A 23,721-nucleotide genomic window follows, 5' to 3' on the forward strand; every position below is an offset into this window, starting at 1 on the left:
GTCAGATGTTTTCAAGTGAGGTTATTTCCAGCTTTAATGAACTAGAAAGCGCTTTATACCGATACATCATGGAAAACAGTGAAAAGGTCGTGTATATGAGAATTCGGGACTTAGCAGATGCTGCCCATATATCCACCTCGTCTGTCCTTCGCTTTTGCCGAAAAGTGAATTGTGAAGGCTTTTCAGAGTTTAAAGTGAAGCTTAAAATGTATTTAGAAGCAGAGCAGACACCTACTTTAAAAAGCACCCAGCACTTTCTATATGAATTTATTGAACGAACACTAAAAGGGGACTTTGAGGGGAAAATTAAAGAGGCAGCAAGGATCATTGCCGATGCAAAAAATGTGCTGTTTATTGGCACTGGCAGCTCTGGTATTTTGGCGCAGTATGGGGCAAGGTATTTTTCGAGTCTTGAGAAATTTTCATTTTACATCAATGATCCGTTTTTCCCGATGAATATGCAGTATTTAGACAATAGTGTCACCATTGTGCTGTCTGTATCAGGGGAGAACAGTATTACAATCGACCATATTTCGAAGTTAAAAAGAGAAGGAAGCAAAATCATTAGTATTACAAACAATCAGCACTGCACGATTTCGCGCATTTCAGATTTAAATATTGCTTATTACGTGACAGACGAACGGGTTCACAGAGCCAATATTACGACACAGACGCCAGTTGTGTATATTTTAGAAGCGATGGCGCGTGATATGTTCGCAATGTTAAAGGAAACGTAAAAGAGCCGCTGCATGAATCAGCCGCTCTTTTTTTCCTGCCTCATAAATGAGAGGATGGCAATCCCGGAACAGATGAGCACAAACAAACCGCCCAGCATATACACAGTCCTCGCTCCGAATGCATCTGCAATCAATCCAACAAAGAAAATAGATAAACCGACAGATACAGAGGAAAGAACGTAATGAGCCGAGTACACCTTTGATAAATCTCGGACTGGCGTTTCCGTTTGAAGAATGGTTTGCTGTGAAACATCACGAATTTGATAAGCAGGCCCCATCAAAATACAAAGCAGCAAAGCAAGCCACGGCAGGCTGTTCAGTGAGTAGACAATGGTCAGCACTGCATAAATGAATGAACCAGCTGCCATAAAGAGAAGAAGCTGCTTTTGAATGAACCGGCTTATCCACGCAGCCAAGAGCCCGCCTAGAATGGCGCCGGTATAATAAGCGGCATTGATAAACCCCCACCAATCCTCACTTTCGTTTAAATCTTGTGTGACAAAGGCAAGCGTAATCGCCCCGATCCACACAGCGCCTGCTATATTTTCACACACATCCATAAAGGTCAGGGTGCGAATTGTTTTGTTTGTCCAAATGATCGTCCAGCCATCCTTGAAACTGTTCATCTTATTTGCTTTTCGAACGGTGTCTCCTTGCTTAAGAAGAGGAAATACAGGGATGAAAAACAAATAAGACAATACAATCATCAAACAAGTGATCCACATTAAATAAAAGGGACCAATGAACAGGACGAGCATTCCAGTAAACGAATAGCCGGCAATTTGAACCGTTTGTTGAAAAATGGAGGCTGTACTGTTCGCTTTCACAAGGTGATTCTCTGGCACAAGCATCGGCATGATGGCCTGTAATAAAGGACTAATGAACCCGCCTGTGATGGAAATGAGAATAAGCGCACCAAACAGCCAAACCATATGCTGCTGAAAGAAATGAAATTGGGCTGTAAACACGATGAGCAACCCGAGACGTAAAAGCTGGGCCCATTTCAACAGCCGGCCCGCTTGAAAGTGATCTGCCAAAACAGGAGAGATGAGCCCAGCTAATAGCTGGCATAGTGTTCTTATTAGCGGAAATAAAGCCGCATACGCAACAGATTGTGTATCTTGATAGATCACAAATGTGATCGTCATCACAAATAGAATATCACTTAGCATGAGAAGGCTTTTACTGCCTGTATAGTACCAAAACTTGTTTCCCATATCCAACCGGCTCCTTTTCAAAAACAAGTTCAGTATAGCATGGTGAAGAAGGACCCAGAGGCTTTTCAGTGAAAAATACATCTTAAGGATGAGAGGATTGTGATAAGCTAAATGAAAGACATCGTAAGGAAAGGGGTTCAAATCAATGAAAGTACTGCCAGCACATGAATTCTTGAATCAGCACAGCATCCCATATGAGATCAAAACATTCTCTTCCGAAACAGAGAAGGGAGCCGCAAATGTAGCAGCAGCCCTTGGTTTTCGTGAGAGACAGATGATTAAGACATTGATTTTTGAAACAGGGGAAGGGGAGCAGCTGCTTGTGATGGTTGGCGCTGACCAGCATATTAAGTCAGGAAAACTAAAGAAAGCGGCTGGCTCTCGTAATATTAAAATGGCATCACCAGAGAAGGTTCTAGAAGTGACAGGCTACCGAATTGGCTCAATACCGCCGTTTTGCTGGCAGCCAGAAGGCTTCCGCACCATTATCGAAGCTTCACTATTAGAGGAAGAAATATTAGGCGTTGGCGCAGGTGAATGGGGAAATGAAATCCTCATCACACCAGAACAATTAGTGAAAGCCTCAAAGGCTGTACCGTATGACATCGTGCAGCCAGCAGAATAGAAAAAGTGCCTGTTTCTCATGCAGGCACTTATTTAATTTGCAGCAGGCTTCTTAAATGGACCGATCCCTTTCATCTGCAGGAAGGCATCCACGGTTCTATTTTCTTCAAGGTCATTCGCCCGTTTGCAGATCACAACAGGTCTGACGATTTCTATGCCTTCGATATATATACGACCAATCTCTTTCCGCTTGAGACTACCTTGAACCGCATCACGGGGAACAAGTGTGATCCCATAGCCAGCTTTGATCATTTGAATCGCTTCATGAACACCGCTGAATTGTAAATCAACAGTCGGTTTTTTAATTCCTTTCGAGGTGAAAAGGGAAAAGAGCTTATCTCTTGTGGAGCTGCCTTCTTCACGCATCAAAAAAGGCTCCAGGCTCAGGCGCTCTAGCGGGACGGTTTTTCCGTTCAACGGATGGTCTGCTGGCACAATAAAATCATAGCTTAAATTCGTCAAATGAGAGGTAACGATCTCCTCATGATGCAAATCTTCAATCACAGCGATGGCGACATCTGATTCATATTGAAGCAGGCTCTCTATCACTTGAGCGGAGTTTCCGCTTTTTAATTCGATTTCTGTCTGTGGTGATGACGTTTTAAAAGCAGCCAGCCAATCTGGCAGTAAAAAGTTGAGTGGTACGTAGGTAGAAGCGATGCGGAGGCGCCCCTTCTTCCCGTTTTGTAATAGCGTGATCTGATATTCTACTTCCTTTTCAGCCTCAAACACTTGCCGGGCATAAGGATACAGCATCTTTCCCATTTCTGTGAGCGCAATGCCTCGACCGTTTCGTTTAAAAAGACGAATCCCGATCTCTCGTTCAATGCTTCTAAGCTGGGCCGTCACAGCTGGCTGTGTTAAAGATAGTGCATCTGCAGTTTGTGTGACGCTTTTTGTCTCTGCGACCTTTGCAAAAATCCGAAGGGCATGTAAATTCAACTTCGCACCACCTATCAATTATTTTGATAAAACAATCAAAAACATTCATTAGATTTATTATAAGGCATCCCTTATCGTAAAGGTAGCGAAGGGGGAAGAAAAATGGATCGTCGTCAAAAGCAAGTTGTGTCAATATCGCTTATCACAGCATTTGCACTTATTGGGGATTCAATGCTCTATATTGTTCTCCCGATCTATTGGAAAGAGATTGGTTTATCATCCATTTGGGAGGTCGGGTTACTGCTGTCTATCAACCGATTCATACGTATCCCGCTAGCACCTGTCGTATGGTGGCTCTATCGCTATATCCCAATGAAGACAGGTGTATTGATGGCGATTTTGATCGCGTCAGTGACCACGATATTATATGGGATGAGCGGTTTTTGGCTGCTATTGATCTGCCGCTGCGCATGGGGCCTCGCTTGGACGTTACTCCGTATGAGCGGGATGAGGGTTTTGGCTGAAATGGACGAAGGCTCACAAGGACATTTGACGGGTCTTTATAATGGACTTTACCGGCTTGGGAGTTTATTTGGCATGTTATTTGGAGGAATCTTTGCCAGCTTGATCGGCTTCCAGTCCATGACGCTTGTCTTTGGTTTACTCACATTGATGGGGGGCATTTTTTATGTATCGTTGGATGAAATTGAAAAGAGAGAAGGCAGCAAGGTGTATCATGGCATCAAACAAAAGTGGTTTACACGAGATGTGGTAAAAGTACTGATAACAGGCATGCTGATCGCACTGATCATCCAAGGTTTATTCGCATCCACGCTGAGTCATGTCATTGAAGCAAAGATCGATCAGGATGAATTGACTCTGTTTGGCTTTGTCATCGGAGCTTCGGCTTTAAGCGGTGTGATTCAAGCACTTAGGTGGGGATGGGAACCATTTCTCGCACCGAGAACAGGCAAATGGTTTGATCGGCTTGTGATGAAGGAACGAATGCTATGCTGGATGTTTCTTTCATTTGGAGGGCTCAGTTTTCTTGGGGTCATGCTAAAGGTAAGCGGCTGGTTCCTTGTGATGCTGCTTTTGATTCAGCTACTGGCAACGATTGTAACAACGTTCACCGATACACTTGCCTTTCAAAAAGCCTCTGCTCAAACAGATAAGAACCGCTTTCTCGCCAGCTATTCTTTTGTTCAAGATTTGGGGGCTGCTTTAGGACCTTTGTGCGGGTATACATTGATTCAGTTTTTCGGAACAAACAGCGTCTTTTGGCTGATGCTCGTCATAAGCTTAATGCTTGTCAGCATGTGGGTAAGAGGCGGGCAGCATGTTTCTTCTAGTGCAGTGTAAAAAATAAAGCGCTATATAAAAAAACTGCCTCATGCAGCTGAGCGCAGGAGGCAGTCATATTCTCTTATTCTAAGTCTGAATCGTAGGCTTTTTGCATGAGGTGGCTGACAACCTCTTTTAATCCATTTGGTTTATGGAATTCTACAGGTGTGCTTCCTTTTTCGAAGACGATTTGGTCTGCTTCAACGAGCACGACATATCGATTGTTGACCTTCGCAATATGGATCGAGTGGCCAAAGTCCGCTAGAAGCCCTTTGATTTCTGTTTCACCTAGACGCATTTTCATTGTGATGTCAGGGGTTTGTTCCACAATGTGAGAAGCTGCTAGTGTGACTTGTTCTGTATCGAGTGTTTCTCTAATTTCTCGTTTTTCACTCGCTTCCCATATTTCAAGGTCCTTTTCAAATTGCTTTAATTCTTCACTTTCATCCTGTAATGTTTCAAATACTTGTTCTTGCACCATGTTCATGACCTGTGATTTCATGATTTCAGGCATAGATTCTCCGTATTCGACGAATTTCAGAAAGTCCTCAAAATAACGAGCATGTGAGGATTGGTGAATTTTCACTTCAGCTTCCTCTGTCATGCCCTCTTCTGGCATAAAAGGGTATTGAATTGATTTCATATTTTTTGTTGTAATCGCCATTTCTACTTTTTTGATCAAGGTAGATGTATCAGCGATAGAAGCGACTTTCTGTTCAAAATCGCATTTCATAATAAAGACAAAGGAGTCATCGAAGTACTTTTTAGGAACGGCAGACGCAACTAAAAAAACGCCGCCTCTGACAGCACTTGTATCTAAATACGTGCGAACAAACTGTTCACTGCATTCATTAAATACTTCTTTTGTATCGGCAAATCTCGTCTGATGAAATAAATTGTAGTTTGGATTTGAATCGAGTTCATGACCGGGTTCGACAATGAACCGGCCAATTTTGGTTGGTACTTGTTCAGATTTAGGGTGTCTGTCGACTTTTCGTTTGACGATTTTTTTTAGCTCACCATCTAAAAAGTCCTTCAGCTCACTTTGTTCAAATTCCTCTTGATCTAATGTTTGATAATGCTTGAACCGTTTATTTGCTTGTTCATCTTTGCCTTCGATTTCCACGACAAAGAATGATAGAAAACGTATCGTAAAATCCATTGATTGGTCACCACTTTTTCTTCTTCGGATATGTTGAGTATAGAAAAAGGAGTGAAAATCGTCAACGAATGGAGAAATATCGTGTCATTATTTCCCGAGAAATGTTTATGGAAAAACACTTGATAATAATTATCATTCTTGATAGAATGATAAAAGAAAAGAAGGAACCTGCCAGTTCCTTCATCTCAGAAAAATCACTTATTTTGTTTCAAATGTTTCGCAATCAGTTTCAGCATTGCGAGTCACATCAGCCATTGTGTTTTTACCAATTTTAATGGTAGAAGCCGTACAGCTGTTATCAGCCCAAAAACGGCAAGAGTTCACTTCACAAAGTACGTTTTGTGCCATGGGAATTCACCTCCGTGATTCATATTGAGAATGAAGCAAGCTGCCACTTGAATTCATTCCATCTAGTAGTCTCTTGATAAAAAGAGGCTGTTTGTGCTGTTGATGCACATGTTTATCATACCATCTACCCTGATAATATACAATTTAAACTTTGAAAGAGCGAGAATACAAATCTCGCTCTTTTTTTATTTGTAAAAATAGTTAAATGCTAGGTGGCACCCTCTCTCATTTCGACATATGAATAGAGTAGATTCAAAACCTGATGTCGGACAAAGTATGAGGGTACATGTACTGATTTTCCGCATAAAGATAAGGTTTTCAATCAAAAATTTTTCATAGAGAGATGAGGGGAGAAGATGAAAGCAGTCATTCTCTGCGGAGGAAAGGGAACGAGAATGAGTGAGGTCACACAAGCGCTTCCTAAACCACTTGCTATGATCGGAGATCGGCCTATTCTATGGCATATTATGAAAATCTATCAGTATTACGGAGTAGATGAGTTTATCTTATTGCTTGGATACAAAGGAGAGAAGATCAAAGAGTATTTCCTGAACTACGACTGGCGGCATCACAGCATGAAGCTGGATATGGCGACAGGGGAAATGAAGCTTTTAGGAAAGTCAGAGAACTGGAAAATCACCTTTTTAGATACAGGCGAGAATACGATGACAGGCGGACGGTTAAAGCAGGCACAGGATTACATTGGAGATGAGACATTCATGATGACGTATGGTGATGGACTTGCCAATGTCAATATGTTTCATCTGCTGAAGCGTCATCAGGATCTTGGGGCAGCTGTGACTGTCACAGGAATTGAAAAGAAGTCACAGTACGGGACGTTGAAGGTATATAACGGGATGGCACAATCCTTCTCTGAGAAGACAGACAGTATCGGGATGATCAATGGAGGATTTTTTGTGTTGTCTCCAAAGGTATTTGACTATTTGACAGACGATGATCAATGCGTGTTTGAAGCGGAGCCTCTTCAAAATCTGGCGAATGATGGAGAGCTTGCGGTTTATGAGCACCACGGATTTTGGACAGCGATCGATACGTATAAGAACCTGAAGGAAATCAATGGCATGTGGACAAATGGAAAACAACCATGGAAGGTTTGGTGACGGCATGAGCGAATTTTGGAATGGGAAAAACGTATTTGTGACTGGATGTACAGGACTATTGGGAAGCTATCTCGTCAAGGAATTGATTGATCAAGGGGCAAACGTAACTGGACTTGTGCGTGATCAGGTGCCAAGGTCGAATTTATATCAAGGCAGTCAATTTGAAAAGATGAATGTGGTACAAGGTGCATTGGAGGATATGCAAACGATTGAACGTGCGTTAGGAGAATACGAAATTGATACCGTCTTCCATTTGGCGGCGCAGGCCATTGTTGGGGTTGCAAATAGACACCCTGTTTCTACATTTGAAGCCAATATTTTAGGGACATGGAATGTACTCGAGGCTTGCAGAAGACAGCCTCTAATCAAACGAGTCATCGTGGCATCAAGTGACAAAGCATACGGCGATCAGGAGCAGCTTCCATACGATGAAGACATGCCGCTAAATGGGAAACATCCGTATGATGTATCAAAGAGCTGTGCAGATTTAATTTCTCACACGTATTACAACACATATGGTCTTCCAGTTTGTATTACGCGCTGCGGCAATTTATACGGGGGCGGGGATTTAAACTTCAACAGAATCATTCCGCAAACCATCCAGCTTGTGCTAGAAGGAGAAGCGCCTGAAATTAGAAGTGATGGGACTTTTATTCGTGATTATTTCTACATTGAAGATGCGGTTAAGGCTTATTTGCTGCTAGCTGAAAAAATGGAGGAAAAAGGGCTCGCCGGAGAAGCATTTAACTTTAGTAATGAAATTCAGCTGACGGTTCTTGAGCTCGTGGATAAGATTTTAAAGGCGATGGGCAGTGAACTGAAGCCTCGTATTTTAAACCAAGGAACGCATGAGATAAAGCATCAATATTTGTCGGCAGAAAAGGCGAGAAAGCTGCTTGATTGGAAGCCTAACTACTCCATTGATGAAGGTTTAGAGAAGACGATTGAATGGTACCGCGAATTCTTTCAAAAATAGAGGTGTAAGTAGATGAACAGCATATATTGTACGGTTCTATCAAGTGGAAGACTTTATCAAGCCATTGCGTTTTTCTTGTCATTGAAGCAAGTAGAAGATGATGCTGTCATTAAGACGTTATGTATGGATGATGCTGCATTTGACCTGCTTCATCAAATGAATTTTCCTCATGTTGATCTTGTTCATGTACGGGAGCTCGAAACGCCGGAGCTGCTGGAGAAAAAAGAGGAACGGGATGCCTCGGAATATTGCTGGACATTAAAGCCGATGTGGATTGAGTGGTTATTTGAACAGGAGCAGGCAGAGGGCGTAACCTATCTTGATGCGGATTTATTTTTTTATGAGAGCCCGCAAGTGATTTTTCAACATCAGCCGGATGCCTCTGTTTTACTCTCGAGAGGGGATATTGTGATTCCGAGCTTTGATCCTGAGGAAGTGAAGATGCTTCAGAAGCTTTTAGGTCGCTATAACTCTGGCTTCCTGCATTTTAAAGGAGATAAAGCCGGACGAAAATGCCTCAGCTGGTGGAAAGAAGAATGCTTGAAGGAATGCAAAAATGCACCGGGCGAAGGCAAGTTTGGCGATCAAGGATATCTCGATCATATGCCGAAGCTGTTTGAAAAAGTGGAGGATATTCAAACAAAAGGCGTGAATATTGGTCATTGGAACTATGGGCAGCATTCCTATCAGGAAGAAAATGGACGGATTTTGCTGGAGGATGGGCATCCGCTCATTTGCTATCATTTCAGCGGCTTTCGCATCGTGAGCAAGGATGAGATGCAGCAAATTCATGAAAAGGGGAGAGATGATCTGCCGTTTTTCCAAGAAGCCTATCGAAACGTGCTGCGCCATGTGATTGAATCTGTTGAGCAGGTCGATCCGCTGTTTAACGGCTATGCCAAATTGGAGGAGGATGACGCATGAATGAGAAACCAAAGGTAAGCGTCATTATTCCGAGCTATAATGCCAAAGAGCGTTTAGAAGGGAGTCTTTTTTCCTTAACGCTTCAGGATACGGATATTCCGTTTGAGGTCATTGTCGCCGATAATGGGTCAACGGACGGCACGATGGAAATGCTTGAGAACATTGAGGTGAATTTTCCGTTTAAAAAGGTACGTATTCCTGTCAATCAAGGGATTGCCAAGGGTCGCAATCATGCCATTCGCGAGGCGGAGGGGGACCTGTTGATATTCCATGACAGCGATATGCTGGCAGAGCCGCAATTTATTCAAAAGCATGCGGAGGCACATGCTGATCATGAGGACCTTGTCATTTGCGGTGTATGCTGGAAGCGGATTTATCGTTATTTTTACGAAGCATTTGATCAGGATCATATCAAGCGGTTGAAAAAGCAAGGCTTGTATAAGCGGAAAATGAAAGATAAAACGCCTCTTTTATCAATGAAGGAAGTTGAAAATGGTGCATTTCTAGAGAAAAGCTTCGATTTGCAGTCTGAGTTTATTGCTATCCTCAAAGACATTTTGCGCACGTACAACTATGATTTAGGCTCTTATGAGCTGCCGTGGCGATTTTTTATTACGAATAACTCCTCTGTCAAACGCAAGCATGTCATCGCGCTCGGGATGTTTGATGAACAGATCGTTCGGTACGGGTTTGAGGATTATGATTTAGGAATTCGTCTGCATCAGCTTGGTCTCTCCTTTGAATTGCGAGAGGATATCATGAGCGTGCATCAGGAGCATCCAAGTAATTTAACGTCATTTGATGACATCAAATATAACATTTTGTATATGTGCGAGAAGTACAACAATATTGATGCCATTGATGTCCATTTGGCTTTCTCTGGTCCATTTTCTCACACCGTCACAAATGACATTGTAAAAGAGGTCCGGCAGCTGCATGGTAATCCGGTATTCTATGGTCTGCTCTCTTATTTTTTAGAGCTGCTTCATTTGATCACAGAGCGGAATGTGGGCGTCAAACGCGATAATAAAGATCAGCTAACAGCTAGACATGTCCCTTTGAAAAAGCTGGCAGAGGCAGCGCAGCTTGCGCGGCAGGAATATGGCTGCACAGTGGTTGTAGAAGCCATTCAAGGGCTGACAAAAGAGTTATTACACGTTGATTTGTTCCAAGTGGATGTGTTGTAGATGGCGTCTTATCATTTTACAACCATTGTGTCGAATACCCATGTTTTTAAGCTTTTGGCGCTGATTCATTCGCTTGAACAAACCGCTCATTTCTTCAAGCTGTCTGTTCTATGTGCAGACCCTTTGGCTTACAAGGTGTTAAGTGAATTTCCTCATCCGCATGTTCAATATGAACAGCTTGAAAATATTGAAGATGAGACGCTGCGAAAGGCAAAGGATGATCGGACGTTCCATGAGTATTGCTGGACGTTAAAGCCCGTTTTTTTGCTCAAAATCCTTGAGTCTTCAAAAGCGGATTATCTCGCCCATTTGGATACGGATTTGTATTTTTATCATAATCCAGAGGCGATATTTGCAGAGAATCCACTCGCTCATTTATTTTTGACGGATCATATGAATTCCGAGCGGTTCTATCACTTTTATGAGTTGTCTGGCCGCTTTAATACTGGATTTGTCGGCTGCCGCAACACAGACATTGCCAAACGGGCGGTCACACAATGGAAGGAAAACTGTCTTGCACACTGTACAGTCGAAATGGATACAAAAAATAAGACGTATGGAGATCAGCGGTATGTTGAAAGATGGGTCGATGATTTTGAAGGGGTTCATGTGGTGACATCTAAAGGAGCCAATGCCGCGATTTGGAATATTGAAAACTACAAGCTTTCAGTTGTGAAAGGGGAAATGTATCTCGACGAATGTCCACTCTTGTTCTATCATTTTTCTGCCTTTACGATCATTGATGAGAATACGTTTAATCTGAATTGGTATTACTATATGACAGAACAAAGGCTTGTGGATCATTTATATATTCCATATGCCGATTTGGTTTATCAAAAAATTAAACAGGTGCAAAAGGTCTTTCCAGAATTCCAGCAAGGGTTTATTGCAAAGAAGCATGTACCTGATACGCATTTTTATGAGATATGAAAAAAACCGCTCAATCACTGAGCGGTTTTCTCCTTTTTATGATTCATTCCATTTGGAGATGGTTTGATCGCTAGGTAGTAAGAAGGCCAGGATGCCTAATATCGGTAAAAAGGCGACTCCGATCATAGTAGGCGTTAAACCGAAGGCATCAATGAATGAGCCTAGAGCGACCGATCCGATGGCACCCATACCAAACGCAAGCCCAACCGTTAAACCAGACATTGTGCCAATTTTCCCGGGAAATAGTTCTTGAGCATAAACGACTGTGACAGAGAAGCTTGACGTCAGAATGACCCCAATCAGCCCAAGTAAAACATAGGCAAAAACAGGTCCGGTAAATGGCAGCAGCAAGGCAAGTGGAAAGGATGCCAATAAGGAAATTAAAATCACGGTTTTCTTGCCAAAGCGGTCTGCAAGCGGCCCGCCTAAAAATGTCCCAATTGCACCTAGAATGAGAAATAAGAAAATATAAGTCTGTGATTCTTTAATCGTCAATCCATATTGTTCAATCGCATAAAACGCATAGAAATTTGATATCGCATTTCCATACCAAGAGCGGGCAAAGATGAGAAAGACGATAATGCCAAGTGCTGTGAGTGCTGACTTACGGTGAAGTTCAGATCTTGCAGCTTTTGCTGGAGCTTTTTTCGCTTGAGCTCGAATGGTTTGAAGTCTTCCTGCGTACCATCTTGAAATATAAAGAAGGAAACCGACAGCAATCATTCCAACAATCGTAAACCAAGCCACGCCTGGCTGACCGAGAGGGACGAGCATGAATGCAGCGATCAGCGGAGCAAAGGCTTGACCTGTATTTCCGCCTACTTGATAGATGGACTGTGCAAGTCCTCGCCTTGGACCAGCTGCCATGTTGGCAACGCGGGAGCCCTCTGGATGAAAAATGGCAGAGCCGAGTCCGATAAAGACAACGCAAAGCAAAATGGTGGCAAAGGAAGGCGCAAACGCAAGCCCGAATATACCGACAGCACTAGAAAATAAAGCAATTGGGAGTGCATAAGGCATCGGCCTTTTATCTGTGTACCACCCAATAGCGGGTTGCATCACGGAGGAGACCATATTTAATGTAAAGGCAATTAGCCCTAATTGTGTAAAGGTCAGCCCCATTGAGCGTTCTAAAATAGGGAACATCGCAGGAATAACGGCTTGCAAAGTGTCATTGAGCATATGACAAATGCCAATAATCAATAAAATGGGATAAATCGTTGATCCAGTGACAGAATTTTGAGGTTTATCCTTTGTACGAGCAGCAATAGCCAATGAGACTTCCTCCTTTCATTCAACTGTTTTCAATTTTGCATTCTTCTCATTTTATTCATAAGGTGAACTATAAAACAATAGCAAATTGTAATGATTTAGAAAAAAGAGACACAAGCGTTTGTGTCTCTAAATGGTTACTTATAAAAAGTTGCGATGACAGGCTTCATTTTTTGAATGACGAGTCCACTACCGCCGCGGTTTTTTACATCTTCAATCATGCCGACGAGGACGTAATCTTCTTTTTTAGGATTAAATGCAAGTAAAAATCCATTTTCAGAACCGTCTGTTGCCCCTTGTTTGCTCTTTAGCTCTGCCGTTCCTGTTTTAGCGGCAATATCAGCTCCTTCAATTTGTAAGGAGTGAGCTGTACCGTTTGGACTCGTCACGACCTGAGTGAGCGCGTCTTTCACTGTATTTGCCGAGTCTTCTTTGATGATTTGTTTTGGTGATGCTGTTTTCTCGTCTTGAACGACTCGAGGATAGACAAGCTTGCCTCCTGTTGCAAATGGAGAATAGGCATGTACTTGTTCAATCGGAGACATGAGTAATTCGCCTTGGCCATATGCCGAGTCAGCAAGTAAGATGTCCGATTGAATGCCGTCGTTCGATACTTGTGCTGGTTTCATTGTAAATGGCATGTGCAAATCTTCGCCAAATCCAAATGCTTTTACTTTTTTCTCATAGGTGTCTTTGCCAATTTCTAGAGCTTCCTGTCCAAAGTAAATATTATCTGAGTACACGAGGGCATCAACCATATTTACGTTTTCTTTATCGTGAACCCGTGTAATTCGATAATTGCCCCAAGATTGATCTTTTTGCCATTTTAGTCCATGGATGGTGCGTACTTTATTAGGCTTTGTGACACCTGTTTCCAGCCCGATGGCTGCTGTAATGGTTTTGAATGTAGACCCTGGTGCATACCGGCTCGCATACCGGGCTTGGAATGGGAGATCTGGGTTTTCACTGTATGCCTGATATTGCTTAGGGGTGATCCCGTTTGTCATAAGATTGACATCATAGGAAGGGGCGCTGACAAGCGCTAATAGATCCCCCGATGATGGATTCATGATGGTGACGGCCCCTTTTTCACCTTTGAGCTGTTCATAGGCTTTTTTCTGTAAAGAGGCATCAATGGTCAGCTTCACTGTTTTTCCATCTTGTCGATCTGATTTTTGCAATGTTTCTTCAATGCCTGTTTCATCATGGACGATCAAAATGCTTCCGCCATCTTGTCCGCGCAAGTTTTTGTCAAATGTGAATTCAAGTCCGGTTTTGCCAATGATTTGATCTGCCTTTAATGCCGGATTTCTTTTGATATCATCTGCATTTGCTTTCCCAACATAGCCGGTGAGATGGGCGGCGGCTTCGTTATAAGGATAGTAGCGCATTTCCTTCGATTGATAGGTGACGCCTTTTACATTCTTTGGAATCGGCTTTTGCTCTAACATCGATTTGAGCGGGACAAACGTGTCGTCTGTGACCCATGCTTGTTTCAGCTGATTGTCGATTATTTCTTCATCTATATCAAATGCCTTGCTGATTTTTTTGATATTGCGTTCTTTTTCTTCCCCTGTGCCAAGCTTTCCTGGGATGATGCCAAGTGCGCTTCCACCAGTTGTTTCTGCTAGGGTACGGTCTTTTCGGTCGACGATGTTTCCGCGGACAGCAGGGTCTGATTTGACTTTGATGGTATCTCCCTTCTCCATTTGCGGGAAGATGAGATTTGGCTTCCAGTCGACTTTCCATTTGTCATCTTCTTCTGAGAGAACGCCCTTGTAAGAAAGCTTGTGCAGCTTGCCAAATGACGTTTTCATTGTTACATCATAGGAAAATTGATACCCATTTCCTTTGTCCTGTTTTTCGACGTTGAGCTTTGATATGTTCAGATCATAAGCACCAATTCCGTTGAAGATATTGTCATATTTTTCGGCTAGTTGTTTTTTTGAGAAGTCATTGGCTTTCAAAGACGCACTTGTTACTTCATCAGCCAGCTTTGTAAAGTCTTTCTTCTCCATTTGTTTTGTAAAGGATTGAGCCGCTTTTAAAGCTTCTTTTTCTTTTGAAAAAAGAGAATCTTTTAAGAAAAAGAAAGCAGCAGCAACTATGATGATACTAAGAATGGGGATCATGACTTTTTTCTGTTTCCAAAATGATTTTCGTTGATCCGTATACAATGAAAACACCTCAATTTTTGATTAGATCCTCTATATTTTACAGTGATTTGTCGTGATTTGTATAGTTTCTCATAGAAACCTAGCGAAATAGATAAGAAAAACGACCTGTGATTTGCCGTTTAGGATACCCAATTTTATTAAAAAAATCTAAATCCTCAATTGAGGAAAAAGGTGAAATCATTTATGGTCCAGACCTAGCCTTGTATTACTCACCTTAAAAAGACAAATTTTAAATTATTAAAAGATATGTAGCTAGATATCAGAAGATAATGCCCTACAGCGAGTTCTTAATTTACGGTTATGACGGGTGTAAGCCAATTAGAACGTGATCTTATCCGTATACGACAGCATGAAGGAATTAAACTGGTTAGGAAGTAAGAGAAGCTTATAGGTCGACTAAAGAAGTGTCGTGATGCAGTAAAGCTTAATAAAGAGAGGAATATGATTGTAAATTAAATGTGTGAAATGACAAATGTGTGTATAGTTTCAATATATAGAAAGCTGTCGGAAAGGAATAGTTGATGGATTGTACCGGAAATTGTATAAATAAATCTCATATAAAGGAGGTATTATATGCCTAAAGTTGACAACCTGTTAGCCATCCTATGGATGCTTCGCTCAGATAAAAAAATAACTGCAAAACAAATTTCAGAAAAGTTAGAGATGAATATAAGAACTGTTTATCGTTATATTGATACACTTTCAACGAGTGGTGTACCTATCATTTCAGAACCAGGACATAACGGTGGCTATCGTTTATTGAACAATTTTATAGAGGCTCCTCTATTTTTTGATTTTGAGGAGCAAATTTCACTATTTCACGCTGCTGTTTTTGCAGAAGATGCGGGATATTATGGAGGTGAAGCGCTCCAAAGAGCCCTCTCAAAACTTAGTAAACACTCAAATCAAGAGCAAGAAACAAAGGTAAACCAACATATAACTAGTCTTGAAGTAATAAGTCGAACCAGTTCAATCTCTTTGGAACCTTCTCTGAAAAAGTTGGAAAAGGCGATAGCAGCCGCGAACACGGTGAAAATTCTTTACCATAAAAGTGGAGAAAAGCAATTACATCATAGATGTGTCGATCCATACAGAATGATCTATTGGAATAATAAGTGGTATGTGATTGGATTGTCATCTTAGGAATGATATGCGCAGTTTTAGAGTAGATCGAATTGAAAGTCTAATGGTGACTGAAAATCAGTTTGACCAGCAAGAAAATTTTTCAGCACGTGACTTTTTTATAAACAGTCTCCTACCAACTTTAGAAGATAAGGAAGAGATTATTTCTTTGGTGATTCATGGGGATAAAAATGTATTGGCTGATATTTGCCAACATTGGTTTTTAGGACATTATTTACAAGAACGGAATTCACATCAAGCAGTTTTTCTTCTTCCAAAAGATATGATACATACATATGTACCTTATTTACTTTTACCTTACAATAAATCTATTAAAGTTGTTGAGCCAATCAGTCTTAAAAAAAGAATGATTGAAGTTTTGTCGGATTTAATAAAATTTTACCAAGTATGATAACTTCCCTGACGTTAACTGTCAGGGAAGTTATTTTATAATCGCTATATCAACTGTGATTGGAGCGTGATTGGATGCAAACAAAAAAAGCTTATCTATATGTATTTGATACGATGTCTGACTGGGAATATGGATATTTAATTGCTGAACTAAACTCAGGTAGATATTTCAAAAAAGATTTAGCACCTTTAAGAGTAATTACAGTAGGAGCTAATAAAGAAATAAAGACGACTATGGGAGGTTTGAGTATAAAACCAGATATTTCCCTTGAAGAATGTAACCTTGAGAACAAAGATCTTTTCATTTTACCAGGAGGTACGACTTGGGGTGAAGACATTCACCAACCTATCTTGGAAAGAATTGGCCAAACTTTAGAACTGGGCACTATTGTTGCTGCAATTTGTGGTGCAACTGAGGGGCTCGCGAATAGGGGATACTTAAATACTAGAAGACATACAAGTAATAACTTAGAATATACTAAAATGGTATGTCCTAACTATCAAGGAGAGAAGTTCTATGAGTTGGCACCTGCGGTATCTGATGCGAATTTAGTTACTGCATCAGGAATAGCCCCTTTAGAATTTGCAATGGAAGTGCTGAAAAAAATAGAAGTATTTACACCAGATACCTTACATTCTTGGTATAACCTGAATAAGACACATCAATCTGAATATTTCTTCCGGTTGATGAATTCAATAAATAAATGAAGTAACTGAAAAAGCTCCATTTCTCTATTTTGATTTGTAGAGAAGTGTAGCTTTTTATTTTGGACTTGCCTTATCATTTTCTATTTGCATGTTCCTGATGCTGCCCCGATTGTACTAAAAAGCCGAGCGCATTAAGAAGATGGCTTTGATCGAATCGAGACTGTCGGTGTTTTGGTTTCTTTTGGCTTCGGTGGTGATACTGTTTTTTTGATGTGCGTGTCCTTTGGCGTATAATAGGTTGCCCCAATATTGAGCCTGCCTTGAAGCTGGTCAATGGAAAGCTCCCCAAACTCTAAATGGTAATCAATTTTGTCCACATGCAGGGATTCAATATGAATGTGTGTATCCTCTGAGACAGGAGAAGCATGTGCGGACATTTTTTGCTCGAGAGCGATGAGTCTTTTCTCCAGCTCGGTGACAGAGGGGGATGGACTGGATTCAGTTTTTTTAAAGAGTGATAGAATGAAATGTTTCAAGTAGACCACAACCTTTTCTTCTGCCTTGATCTAGTCTATGGAAAAGCTGTGAGATATATACTTATAGAGATGTCAAGAAAGGGGAGAAGCACATGCTGCCTACTCAGATTCACATTGCCCATATGAAAACGAACTCGATGGGCTCAGGATCATCCATGACGTTTGGTTCGACGTTTGTTCGCAATCATTGCAGTACGATCAAAAGGAACAATGGCTTTGGGGAACAGAATGCTGATGGCGTGATCACGATCCTGCCGATTGAATCGATTGATGATCGTGATCAAATCGACGCCGTGAGTATCAATATTCGTCATCTATGATAATAGCAGTCGCTTTTCCTTCATCCTTTTGCAGCCTGATATAAAGCACACCGTCTTTAAAGGCCGCATTCATTTGTCCAAGAATCATTTCTGGAAGCCGGATTTTCTTTTCAAACGGACCATACTTCCCCTGCTTTTGGCGAAAATCCTGCTCATTAAAAAAGGAAAGACGCTGTCCTTTCATAACCAAATATTCACCATATGATAACACTTGTACATCTTCCTTTCGGTAGCCAGGCAAATAAATTAAGTACTGAATGTCTGTCGCGGTTTCCACCATGTCGATTGGTGGAAACGACGCATCTTGTCCGCGCTGTTCCTGCTGCGTGAACGTAAAGGGAGATGGACCATTTGCCATAAAGGGAGATCTTTGCTCATCATCGAAGATCATTTTCCAAAAATCATCCCCATGCATTTGCTGGGCAATATCCATCCACTGCTTCATTTTTTCGAAGTCCATGTGAAGACCTCCTGTTAACATACTTGATGGGTGCTTGCATATACCTATAAAAAGGAGGTTTATCTGTGGTTCAACCAACTCCGTATATCAATATTAATATTTTCATGTTAAAAATTAATTCCTTTGAAAATGCATCGGCGGTGAATGTCGGACAAAATTTGTTAGCAGAGTGGCAAAACTCAGATAAAAAAAATCAGGGGTACGGACAAAATTTTGGAGATGCCAGCGGTTTTGTCGGGACAAAAAGCCATGTAGATGATCGAGATCAAGTGGACTCACCTGCCTCTTTTTCACCAGCAGCTAAACCCATACAAAGGAAGTGACGTGTGATGTTATTCTCACCCTCAGTCGTCAATGTCGGTGCTTTTAAAATCAATGCAATGGATCGGGGTGCATCACTGACGCTAGGTCCTTATCAGCAGATCGATTATTTTCTCTCAATGAAATTGAACCAAGGGTTTGGAGAGGACAATGGAGATTGTTCACCGCTTGTCATTCCGATTTCAAGCGTGTTAGATCCAGATATGGTGGACTCAAATTCAGCCAAAAACAGCGTGATTTAAGCAAAAAAAAAGAGACCGGGAAACCCCGTGTCTCTTTTCTAATGTGTTGCATTCAGATGACTTTTTCGTCTTGCATAGGTGAAATAAACAACGACACCAATGGCCACCCAGATCAGGAAGGCTCTCCATGTCACCCATGAAAGGGTCGTTGCGAGTGTGATACAAATGACCGCACTGATAATCGGAAGAACAGGCACGAAAGGCACTTTAAACGCTGCTTTGACATTCGGGTGTTTTTTCCGTAAAACGATGACGGCAATTGAAATCACTGTAAAGGCTGCAAGTGTACCGATGCTGACTAAATTCGCGAGCGTCGATAAGTTCACAAAACCTACGATACATGCTGCGACAGCACCTGTCAGCCATGTGTTGGCAACGGGTGTTTGCGATTTTGGATGAACCTTTGAGAAAATCTTTGGCATGAGTCCATCGCGGCTCATCGCAAAGGTTAGGCGTACCTGCGCATAGACCAAGGCAATTAAAACCGTTGTGATCCCAATAATGGCACCGGCTGATATGATACCTGCCACACTATGAAGGCCCACGACTTGAAGAGCAAATGCGACAGGGTCACTGACATTCAGTTTCGTATAGTGAACCATGCCGGTTAAGACAAAGGACACACCGATGTATAAAACGGTACAAACACCGACCGCTCCAATAATACCAATCGGCATCGCCTTTTGCGGATTTTTGACCTCTTCAGATGCATTGGCGATCGCATCAAATCCGAGATAAGCAAAAAAGACTGTTGCCGCGCCTGCGATCACGCCTTCAAAGCCCATCGGCATAAAAGGTGTCCAGTTTTCAGGTTTGACGTACGCAAAACCTGAGATGATAAAGAGAAGGACAATGGCGATTTTGATCAGCACAATGATGTTATTTAGCTTCGTGCTTTCTTTTACGCCTCTTGAGACAATAAAGGTAATGAGCAAAATAATGAGTGCGCCTGGAAGGTTAAAGACGGCCCCATCAGCGGCTCCAGGTGCAGCTGATAATGCCTTTGGTATGTGCAGACCAAATCCACTGAGCAGTGATTGAAAATAGGACGACCATCCGCTTGCTACAGCAGAGAGCGCAATGACATATTCAAGCATGAGATCCCAGCCCATTAAGAAGGCGAGAAATTCCCCAAGTGTGGCGTAGGAATACGTATAGACGCTGCCTGACACAGGAATGGACGAGGAGAATTCAGCGTAGCAAAAAGCAGCAAGGGCGCATGCGATCGCAGCTAAAATAAAAGATATAATAATCGCAGGTCCCGCATCTTTTGCCGCAGCAACCCCCGTAATCACAAAGATACCAGTCCCGACCACGCAGCCAATGCCAAGCAAGATTAAATCAAACGTATTTAACGATCGGCTGAGCCGCTTCGTTTGACTTTCAAGCATGAGCTGGTCGAGAGACTTTTTTCTAAATAAAGAACTCATGTTGACCTCCTAATGGATAAATCTTTTCGTAAGACGAGTGTTAGTATATGCTTAAATAACAATTTAGTCAATTGGTTGGAGAACGCTTTAAATCACTAAAGTGTTAAACGACACAATCGAATTTGTGCACAAAAAGAGACATCCGCCGGGAGATAGAAGGCGGATGTGGTGATAGATAGTCTATGTCTGTTTAGCAAATATTTTTTCATTATACAGTACACTTGGATGAGTGGGGTAATGGGTGGCGGAGGCAAGGTGATGTGTTTTGGCTTTCTCCAGATCGCCGAGCTGATAATAACAATAGCAAAGCTGAAGGTGAGGATACCACGTTTTATACTGTGTGAGTGTGAAGGCTGTTTCGATTTCAGGAGCCTTCAGCGCCTGCTCATACCAAAAGATCGCTGCTTGATGTTTATTTTGAATTTTTAGATGATCACCGATTCGGCAGCAAAATTCTGGACGAGGTTGATCATATAAGAAAGAACGTAATAATGAGGATAAAGCCGCTTCATCGAAGCCTACCGCATAATAGCAGTCCGCTAAATATTGGCATGTGCGAATTTCATCCTCAATCCAGCACTGTTTTGTCGCTAAAAATTCATGATAAAAACGAATCGCCCTGACATGCTGCTTGTTATCTCTTAATTCATTGGCAAAGTAAAAGAGATCACGGGGCGTCATGTTCTCTCCCTTTGCCAGCATGTCTTCATAAATTCGCAGGTTGCGCCCTGGTTCACCAGTTGTTGTTTTCTTACGCTTTTGATGTGTGACGGCTATATCGGTTGGTAAGATGTTTCCATACACCTGAAGAAACTCATGAACGGCCCCGTACCATTGAAAGTTCAAGGCACGCTTCACAAGGCGATTTCTTCTATATTTAAAATTCACCCGACCGTCTTGATCAAATCCCACATGATAAAACATTGAGACGGCATCTACCGAAGGATCAAGTGTCTCTTTGAGCTGAAGAAATTTTTGACGGTCTTCTTCTAGCAGAACATCGTCTGCATCAAGCCATAAAATATACTCTTTCGTTGCACGTGAGAAAGCGAAATTACGGGCTTTGGCAAAATGCTGAACCCATTCGAAATCAAGTACCTTGGCTGAAAAGGAGTGAGCAATCTCCTTCGTACGATCTGTTGAACCTGTATCAACGATGATCATCTCATCGACAATGTCTTGAACGGAGGAAAGGCAGTCCGCTAACACCTCCTCTTCATTTTTCACGATCATACATAAGCTAATGGTTACCATCTTTAGATCACCTCTTCATAGTGTATCGAGCAGCAAAAGGAAACATTCTTTTCAGCAGCAGGTTTTTTAAAACTAGTTTTCTGCTACTGGCTGATTTAAAATAAAGGAAGAATCTATGTAAGGGCTGATAAAAATGAGTTTATTGAATGTTGAAGGATTATATAAAACCTATGGCGAGAAAACGCTGTTTGATCATATTTCTTTTCATATAGAACCAAAGGAACGCATCGGATTGATTGGACCAAACGGAACAGGAAAGTCAACGCTCCTAAAGGTCATTGCAGGACTTGAATCGTTTGAAGAGGGTGATATTACGAAGGCAGGGACACTTGATATCGAATTTCTTGAGCAAGACCCTGAAATGATCGGGGATGAAACGATTCTTGATTACATTTTTTCTGGAACGGCACCCATGATTCAAACAATGAAGGCATATGAACAGGCGCTCGCCGATTTAGAGCATGATCCGCAAAATGAAGCAAAACAAGAGGCGCTCATGCGCATGCAAAATCGAATGGATCAGGAAGACGCATGGGATGCGAACCTGTCAGCCAAAACGATTTTGACAAAGCTTGGCGTCAAAGATGTGAGCCGTTCTGTTCATGCCTTATCAGGCGGACAGAAAAAGCGTGTCGCGATTGCTAAAAATTTAATTCAGCCTGCGGGATTGCTGATTTTAGATGAGCCAACCAACCATCTCGATAATGCAACGATTGAATGGCTCGAGGGATATTTGAGTCAATACAGCGGTGCTGTCATTCTGGTGACGCATGATCGTTATTTCCTAAACCGAGTGGCCAATCGGATTTATGAATTGAATCAAGGACAGCTCTATACGTATAAAGGAAATTATGAAGTCTTTTTAGAAAAAAGAGCGGAACGAGAAGCAGAAGCTCAGGTGAAAGAAACGAAGCGTCAAAACTTACTCAGACGAGAGCTTGCATGGCTGAGAAGAGGGGCAAAAGCAAGAACGACGAAGCAGAAAGCACGCATCGGCAGAGCCGAAGAGCTGATGGATCAAAAAGGGCCTGATGCAAAGGGAGAGCTGGATTTCGCCATCGGTTCCCATCGCCTAGGAAAACAAGTCATAGAGGCAGAAGACTTGTCGATTTCATTTGCTGGCCAGACCCTTGTGGAGCGGTTTACAGACTTAGTCGTGCCGGGCGACCGGATTGGGTTTATCGGACCGAATGGAGTCGGAAAAACGACGTTACTCAACTGTCTAGCGGGGAAAATAGAACCGACTTCAGGAGAATTGACGATTGGACAAACCGTTCGTATTGGCTATTACACGCAGGATCACAAAGAAATGGATGAAGAGCTGACGATCATTGAGTACATCAAGGAAACAGCTGAAATCGTTAAGACATCTGATGGCGCCATAGTGACAGCAGAGCAAATGCTGGAACGGTTCCTATTTCCAAGATCCATGCAGCGGACGTTTATTCGCAAGCTGTCAGGAGGAGAACGCCGCAGATTGTATTTATTGAAAGTCTTAATGGAAGAACCGAATGTTCTCTTTTTAGATGAGCCGACGAACGATCTTGATACGGAGACCCTCAGCATTTTAGAGGATTATTTAGAACAGTTTCCTGGCGTTGTCATGACCGTATCGCATGATCGTTATTTCTTAGACCGAGTGGTTCATCGTCTGCTTGTCTTTGAAGGAAATGGTCGCATTTCACACTACCAAGGTGCTTACAGCGATTACATGGAGCAAGAAAAAGAGGCGAAGCGGACAGAGACAAAGCCTGCTGAGAAACAAGTAGAAGCGGCGCCTAAAAAGAGAAAAAAACTTTCTTATAAAGACCAGCTTGAATGGGACGGAATTGAAGACCGGATTCAGGCATTAGAGGAAAAACATCAGCAGCTTGAAGCAAGCATTGCAGAAGCAGGCAGTGATTTTGGGAAAATTCAAGAACTGATGGACGAACAAAAAGCCGTTGCTGAAGAACTAGAACAAGCAATGGACCGCTGGACAGAACTGTCACTGATGATTGAGGAATTAGAGGGTTAATCCTAATAAAATGATTGAAAAAAACCTGTAGAATTTTCTACAGGTTTTTTTACTTTACA

At 42.0% G+C, this 23,721-nt stretch carries 23 protein-coding genes and 1 pseudogene; 14 read left to right on the plus strand and 10 right to left on the minus strand.

The annotated features are described in order from the left end of the window. Positions 1–5: 5 nt before the first annotated feature. Positions 6–737 carry a MurR/RpiR family transcriptional regulator gene (locus MHI11_RS03610; RefSeq protein WP_126741160.1) on the plus strand — a complete coding sequence of 244 codons (732 nt, stop codon included), beginning with the start codon at positions 6–8 and terminating at the stop codon, positions 735–737. A gap of 17 nt (positions 738–754) precedes the next feature. Here the strand turns inward: MHI11_RS03610 and MHI11_RS03615 are convergent, their stop codons facing one another. Beyond that, positions 755–1,954 (minus strand): MFS transporter, encoded by a 1,200-nt coding sequence (locus MHI11_RS03615; protein WP_340960473.1) that lies wholly within the window; start codon positions 1,952–1,954, stop codon positions 755–757. Between the two features lie 145 nt (positions 1,955–2,099). Here MHI11_RS03615 and MHI11_RS03620 point away from each other — a divergent pair, with 145 nt between their 5' ends. After that, entirely contained in the window at positions 2,100–2,579 is a 480-nt protein-coding gene (locus MHI11_RS03620) for an aminoacyl-tRNA deacylase (protein ID WP_106032782.1), read from the plus strand. Between the two features lie 32 nt (positions 2,580–2,611). On the opposite strand, the gene MHI11_RS03625 is transcribed toward MHI11_RS03620, so the two are convergent. Beyond that, a complete protein-coding gene (locus MHI11_RS03625) occupies positions 2,612–3,520 on the minus strand; it encodes a LysR family transcriptional regulator (protein WP_340960474.1) in 909 nt (302 codons plus the stop codon). Positions 3,521–3,622: 102 nt separating this feature from the next. Between MHI11_RS03625 and MHI11_RS03630 the strand changes: the two genes are divergently transcribed. Next, complete coding sequence (locus tag MHI11_RS03630) at positions 3,623–4,822, plus strand: MFS transporter (protein WP_340960475.1); 1,200 nt, start codon at positions 3,623–3,625, stop codon at positions 4,820–4,822. A gap of 64 nt (positions 4,823–4,886) precedes the next feature. Here the strand turns inward: MHI11_RS03630 and MHI11_RS03635 are convergent, their stop codons facing one another. Both MHI11_RS03635 and MHI11_RS03640 read right to left on the minus strand, forming a co-directional pair. Next, complete coding sequence (locus MHI11_RS03635; RefSeq protein ID WP_340960476.1) at positions 4,887–5,966, minus strand: DUF3900 domain-containing protein; 1,080 nt, start codon at positions 5,964–5,966, stop codon at positions 4,887–4,889. A 198-nt stretch (positions 5,967–6,164) separates the two neighbouring features. After that, positions 6,165–6,314 carry a DUF1540 domain-containing protein gene (locus MHI11_RS03640; RefSeq protein ID WP_080773021.1) on the minus strand — a complete coding sequence of 50 codons (150 nt, stop codon included), beginning with the start codon at positions 6,312–6,314 and terminating at the stop codon, positions 6,165–6,167. 356 nt (positions 6,315–6,670) lie between these two features. On the opposite strand from MHI11_RS03640, the gene rfbF reads away from it, so the two are divergent. The 5 genes from rfbF to MHI11_RS03665 are packed head-to-tail and all read left to right on the plus strand — an operon-like array spanning position 6,671 to position 11,452. Further along, positions 6,671–7,435: a glucose-1-phosphate cytidylyltransferase gene (gene rfbF / locus MHI11_RS03645; protein ID WP_044141579.1), complete on the plus strand. Its 765-nt coding sequence runs from the start codon at positions 6,671–6,673 to the stop codon at positions 7,433–7,435. A gap of 4 nt (positions 7,436–7,439) precedes the next feature. Beyond that, on the plus strand, positions 7,440–8,411 hold the full coding sequence (locus tag MHI11_RS03650; protein ID WP_340962283.1) for a GDP-mannose 4,6-dehydratase: 972 nt from the start codon (positions 7,440–7,442) through the stop codon (positions 8,409–8,411). Between the two features lie 12 nt (positions 8,412–8,423). After that, positions 8,424–9,335: a putative nucleotide-diphospho-sugar transferase gene (locus MHI11_RS03655; RefSeq protein ID WP_282060815.1), complete on the plus strand. Its 912-nt coding sequence runs from the start codon at positions 8,424–8,426 to the stop codon at positions 9,333–9,335. Beyond that, positions 9,332–10,522 carry a glycosyltransferase family 2 protein gene (locus tag MHI11_RS03660; protein ID WP_340960478.1) on the plus strand — a complete coding sequence of 397 codons (1,191 nt, stop codon included), beginning with the start codon at positions 9,332–9,334 and terminating at the stop codon, positions 10,520–10,522. Before MHI11_RS03655 ends, MHI11_RS03660 begins: the two co-directional genes overlap by 4 nt. Then, positions 10,523–11,452, plus strand: a complete 930-nt coding sequence (locus MHI11_RS03665; protein ID WP_340960480.1) for a putative nucleotide-diphospho-sugar transferase — start codon at positions 10,523–10,525, stop codon at positions 11,450–11,452. A 36-nt stretch (positions 11,453–11,488) separates the two neighbouring features. Here MHI11_RS03665 and MHI11_RS03670 read toward each other — a convergent pair whose 3' ends face one another. Together MHI11_RS03670 and pbp4 are read right to left on the minus strand one after the other, a co-directional pair. Continuing rightward, on the minus strand, positions 11,489–12,727 hold the full coding sequence (locus MHI11_RS03670; RefSeq protein ID WP_340960483.1) for an MFS transporter: 1,239 nt from the start codon (positions 12,725–12,727) through the stop codon (positions 11,489–11,491). 134 nt (positions 12,728–12,861) lie between these two features. Beyond that, positions 12,862–14,901, minus strand: a complete 2,040-nt coding sequence (pbp4, locus tag MHI11_RS03675; protein ID WP_340960484.1) for a penicillin-binding protein PBP4(5) — start codon at positions 14,899–14,901, stop codon at positions 12,862–12,864. Positions 14,902–15,474: 573 nt separating this feature from the next. On the opposite strand from pbp4, the pseudogene MHI11_RS03680 reads away from it, so the two are divergent. Continuing rightward, a pseudogene (locus MHI11_RS03680) lies at positions 15,475–16,435 on the plus strand (helix-turn-helix transcriptional regulator). A 74-nt stretch (positions 16,436–16,509) separates the two neighbouring features. Next, the gene (locus MHI11_RS03685; RefSeq protein WP_340960485.1) at positions 16,510–17,142 is read left to right on the plus strand and encodes a type 1 glutamine amidotransferase family protein; all 633 of its coding nucleotides are present in this window, start codon (positions 16,510–16,512) and stop codon (positions 17,140–17,142) included. Between the two features lie 131 nt (positions 17,143–17,273). Here MHI11_RS03685 and MHI11_RS03690 read toward each other — a convergent pair whose 3' ends face one another. After that, entirely contained in the window at positions 17,274–17,618 is a 345-nt protein-coding gene (locus tag MHI11_RS03690) for a hypothetical protein (protein ID WP_340960486.1), read from the minus strand. A 92-nt stretch (positions 17,619–17,710) separates the two neighbouring features. Here MHI11_RS03690 and MHI11_RS03695 point away from each other — a divergent pair, with 92 nt between their 5' ends. Beyond that, positions 17,711–17,938, plus strand: coding sequence for a hypothetical protein (locus MHI11_RS03695; RefSeq protein WP_106030046.1), 228 nt, complete (start codon positions 17,711–17,713; stop codon positions 17,936–17,938). Here the strand turns inward: MHI11_RS03695 and MHI11_RS03700 are convergent. After that, positions 17,919–18,398, minus strand: a complete 480-nt coding sequence (locus MHI11_RS03700) for an Hsp20/alpha crystallin family protein (RefSeq protein WP_340960488.1) — start codon at positions 18,396–18,398, stop codon at positions 17,919–17,921. The genes MHI11_RS03695 and MHI11_RS03700 overlap by 20 nt on opposite strands. A 65-nt stretch (positions 18,399–18,463) precedes the next feature. On the opposite strand from MHI11_RS03700, the gene MHI11_RS03705 reads away from it, so the two are divergent. Both MHI11_RS03705 and MHI11_RS03710 read left to right on the plus strand, forming a co-directional pair. Continuing rightward, positions 18,464–18,721 (plus strand): hypothetical protein, encoded by a 258-nt coding sequence (locus tag MHI11_RS03705; RefSeq protein WP_003213975.1) that lies wholly within the window; start codon positions 18,464–18,466, stop codon positions 18,719–18,721. A 6-nt stretch (positions 18,722–18,727) separates the two neighbouring features. Further along, positions 18,728–18,961 carry a hypothetical protein gene (locus MHI11_RS03710; RefSeq protein ID WP_003214167.1) on the plus strand — a complete coding sequence of 78 codons (234 nt, stop codon included), beginning with the start codon at positions 18,728–18,730 and terminating at the stop codon, positions 18,959–18,961. Positions 18,962–18,999: 38 nt separating this feature from the next. Here the strand turns inward: MHI11_RS03710 and MHI11_RS03715 are convergent, their stop codons facing one another. Beyond that, positions 19,000–20,391 (minus strand): amino acid permease, encoded by a 1,392-nt coding sequence (locus MHI11_RS03715; RefSeq protein WP_340960489.1) that lies wholly within the window; start codon positions 20,389–20,391, stop codon positions 19,000–19,002. A gap of 180 nt (positions 20,392–20,571) precedes the next feature. Next, positions 20,572–21,645, minus strand: a complete 1,074-nt coding sequence (locus MHI11_RS03720; RefSeq protein WP_340960490.1) for a tetratricopeptide repeat-containing glycosyltransferase family 2 protein — start codon at positions 21,643–21,645, stop codon at positions 20,572–20,574. A 133-nt stretch (positions 21,646–21,778) separates the two neighbouring features. Between MHI11_RS03720 and MHI11_RS03725 the strand changes: the two genes are divergently transcribed. Beyond that, positions 21,779–23,662 carry an ABC-F family ATP-binding cassette domain-containing protein gene (locus tag MHI11_RS03725; protein WP_340960491.1) on the plus strand — a complete coding sequence of 628 codons (1,884 nt, stop codon included), beginning with the start codon at positions 21,779–21,781 and terminating at the stop codon, positions 23,660–23,662. The last annotated feature ends 59 nt before the right edge of the window (positions 23,663–23,721 follow it).

Origin of the sequence: Bacillus sp. FSL K6-3312 (genome assembly GCF_038007485.1) — a bacterium.
In the GTDB taxonomy this organism is placed as follows: Bacteria; Bacillota; Bacilli; order Bacillales; family Bacillaceae; genus Bacillus; species Bacillus pumilus.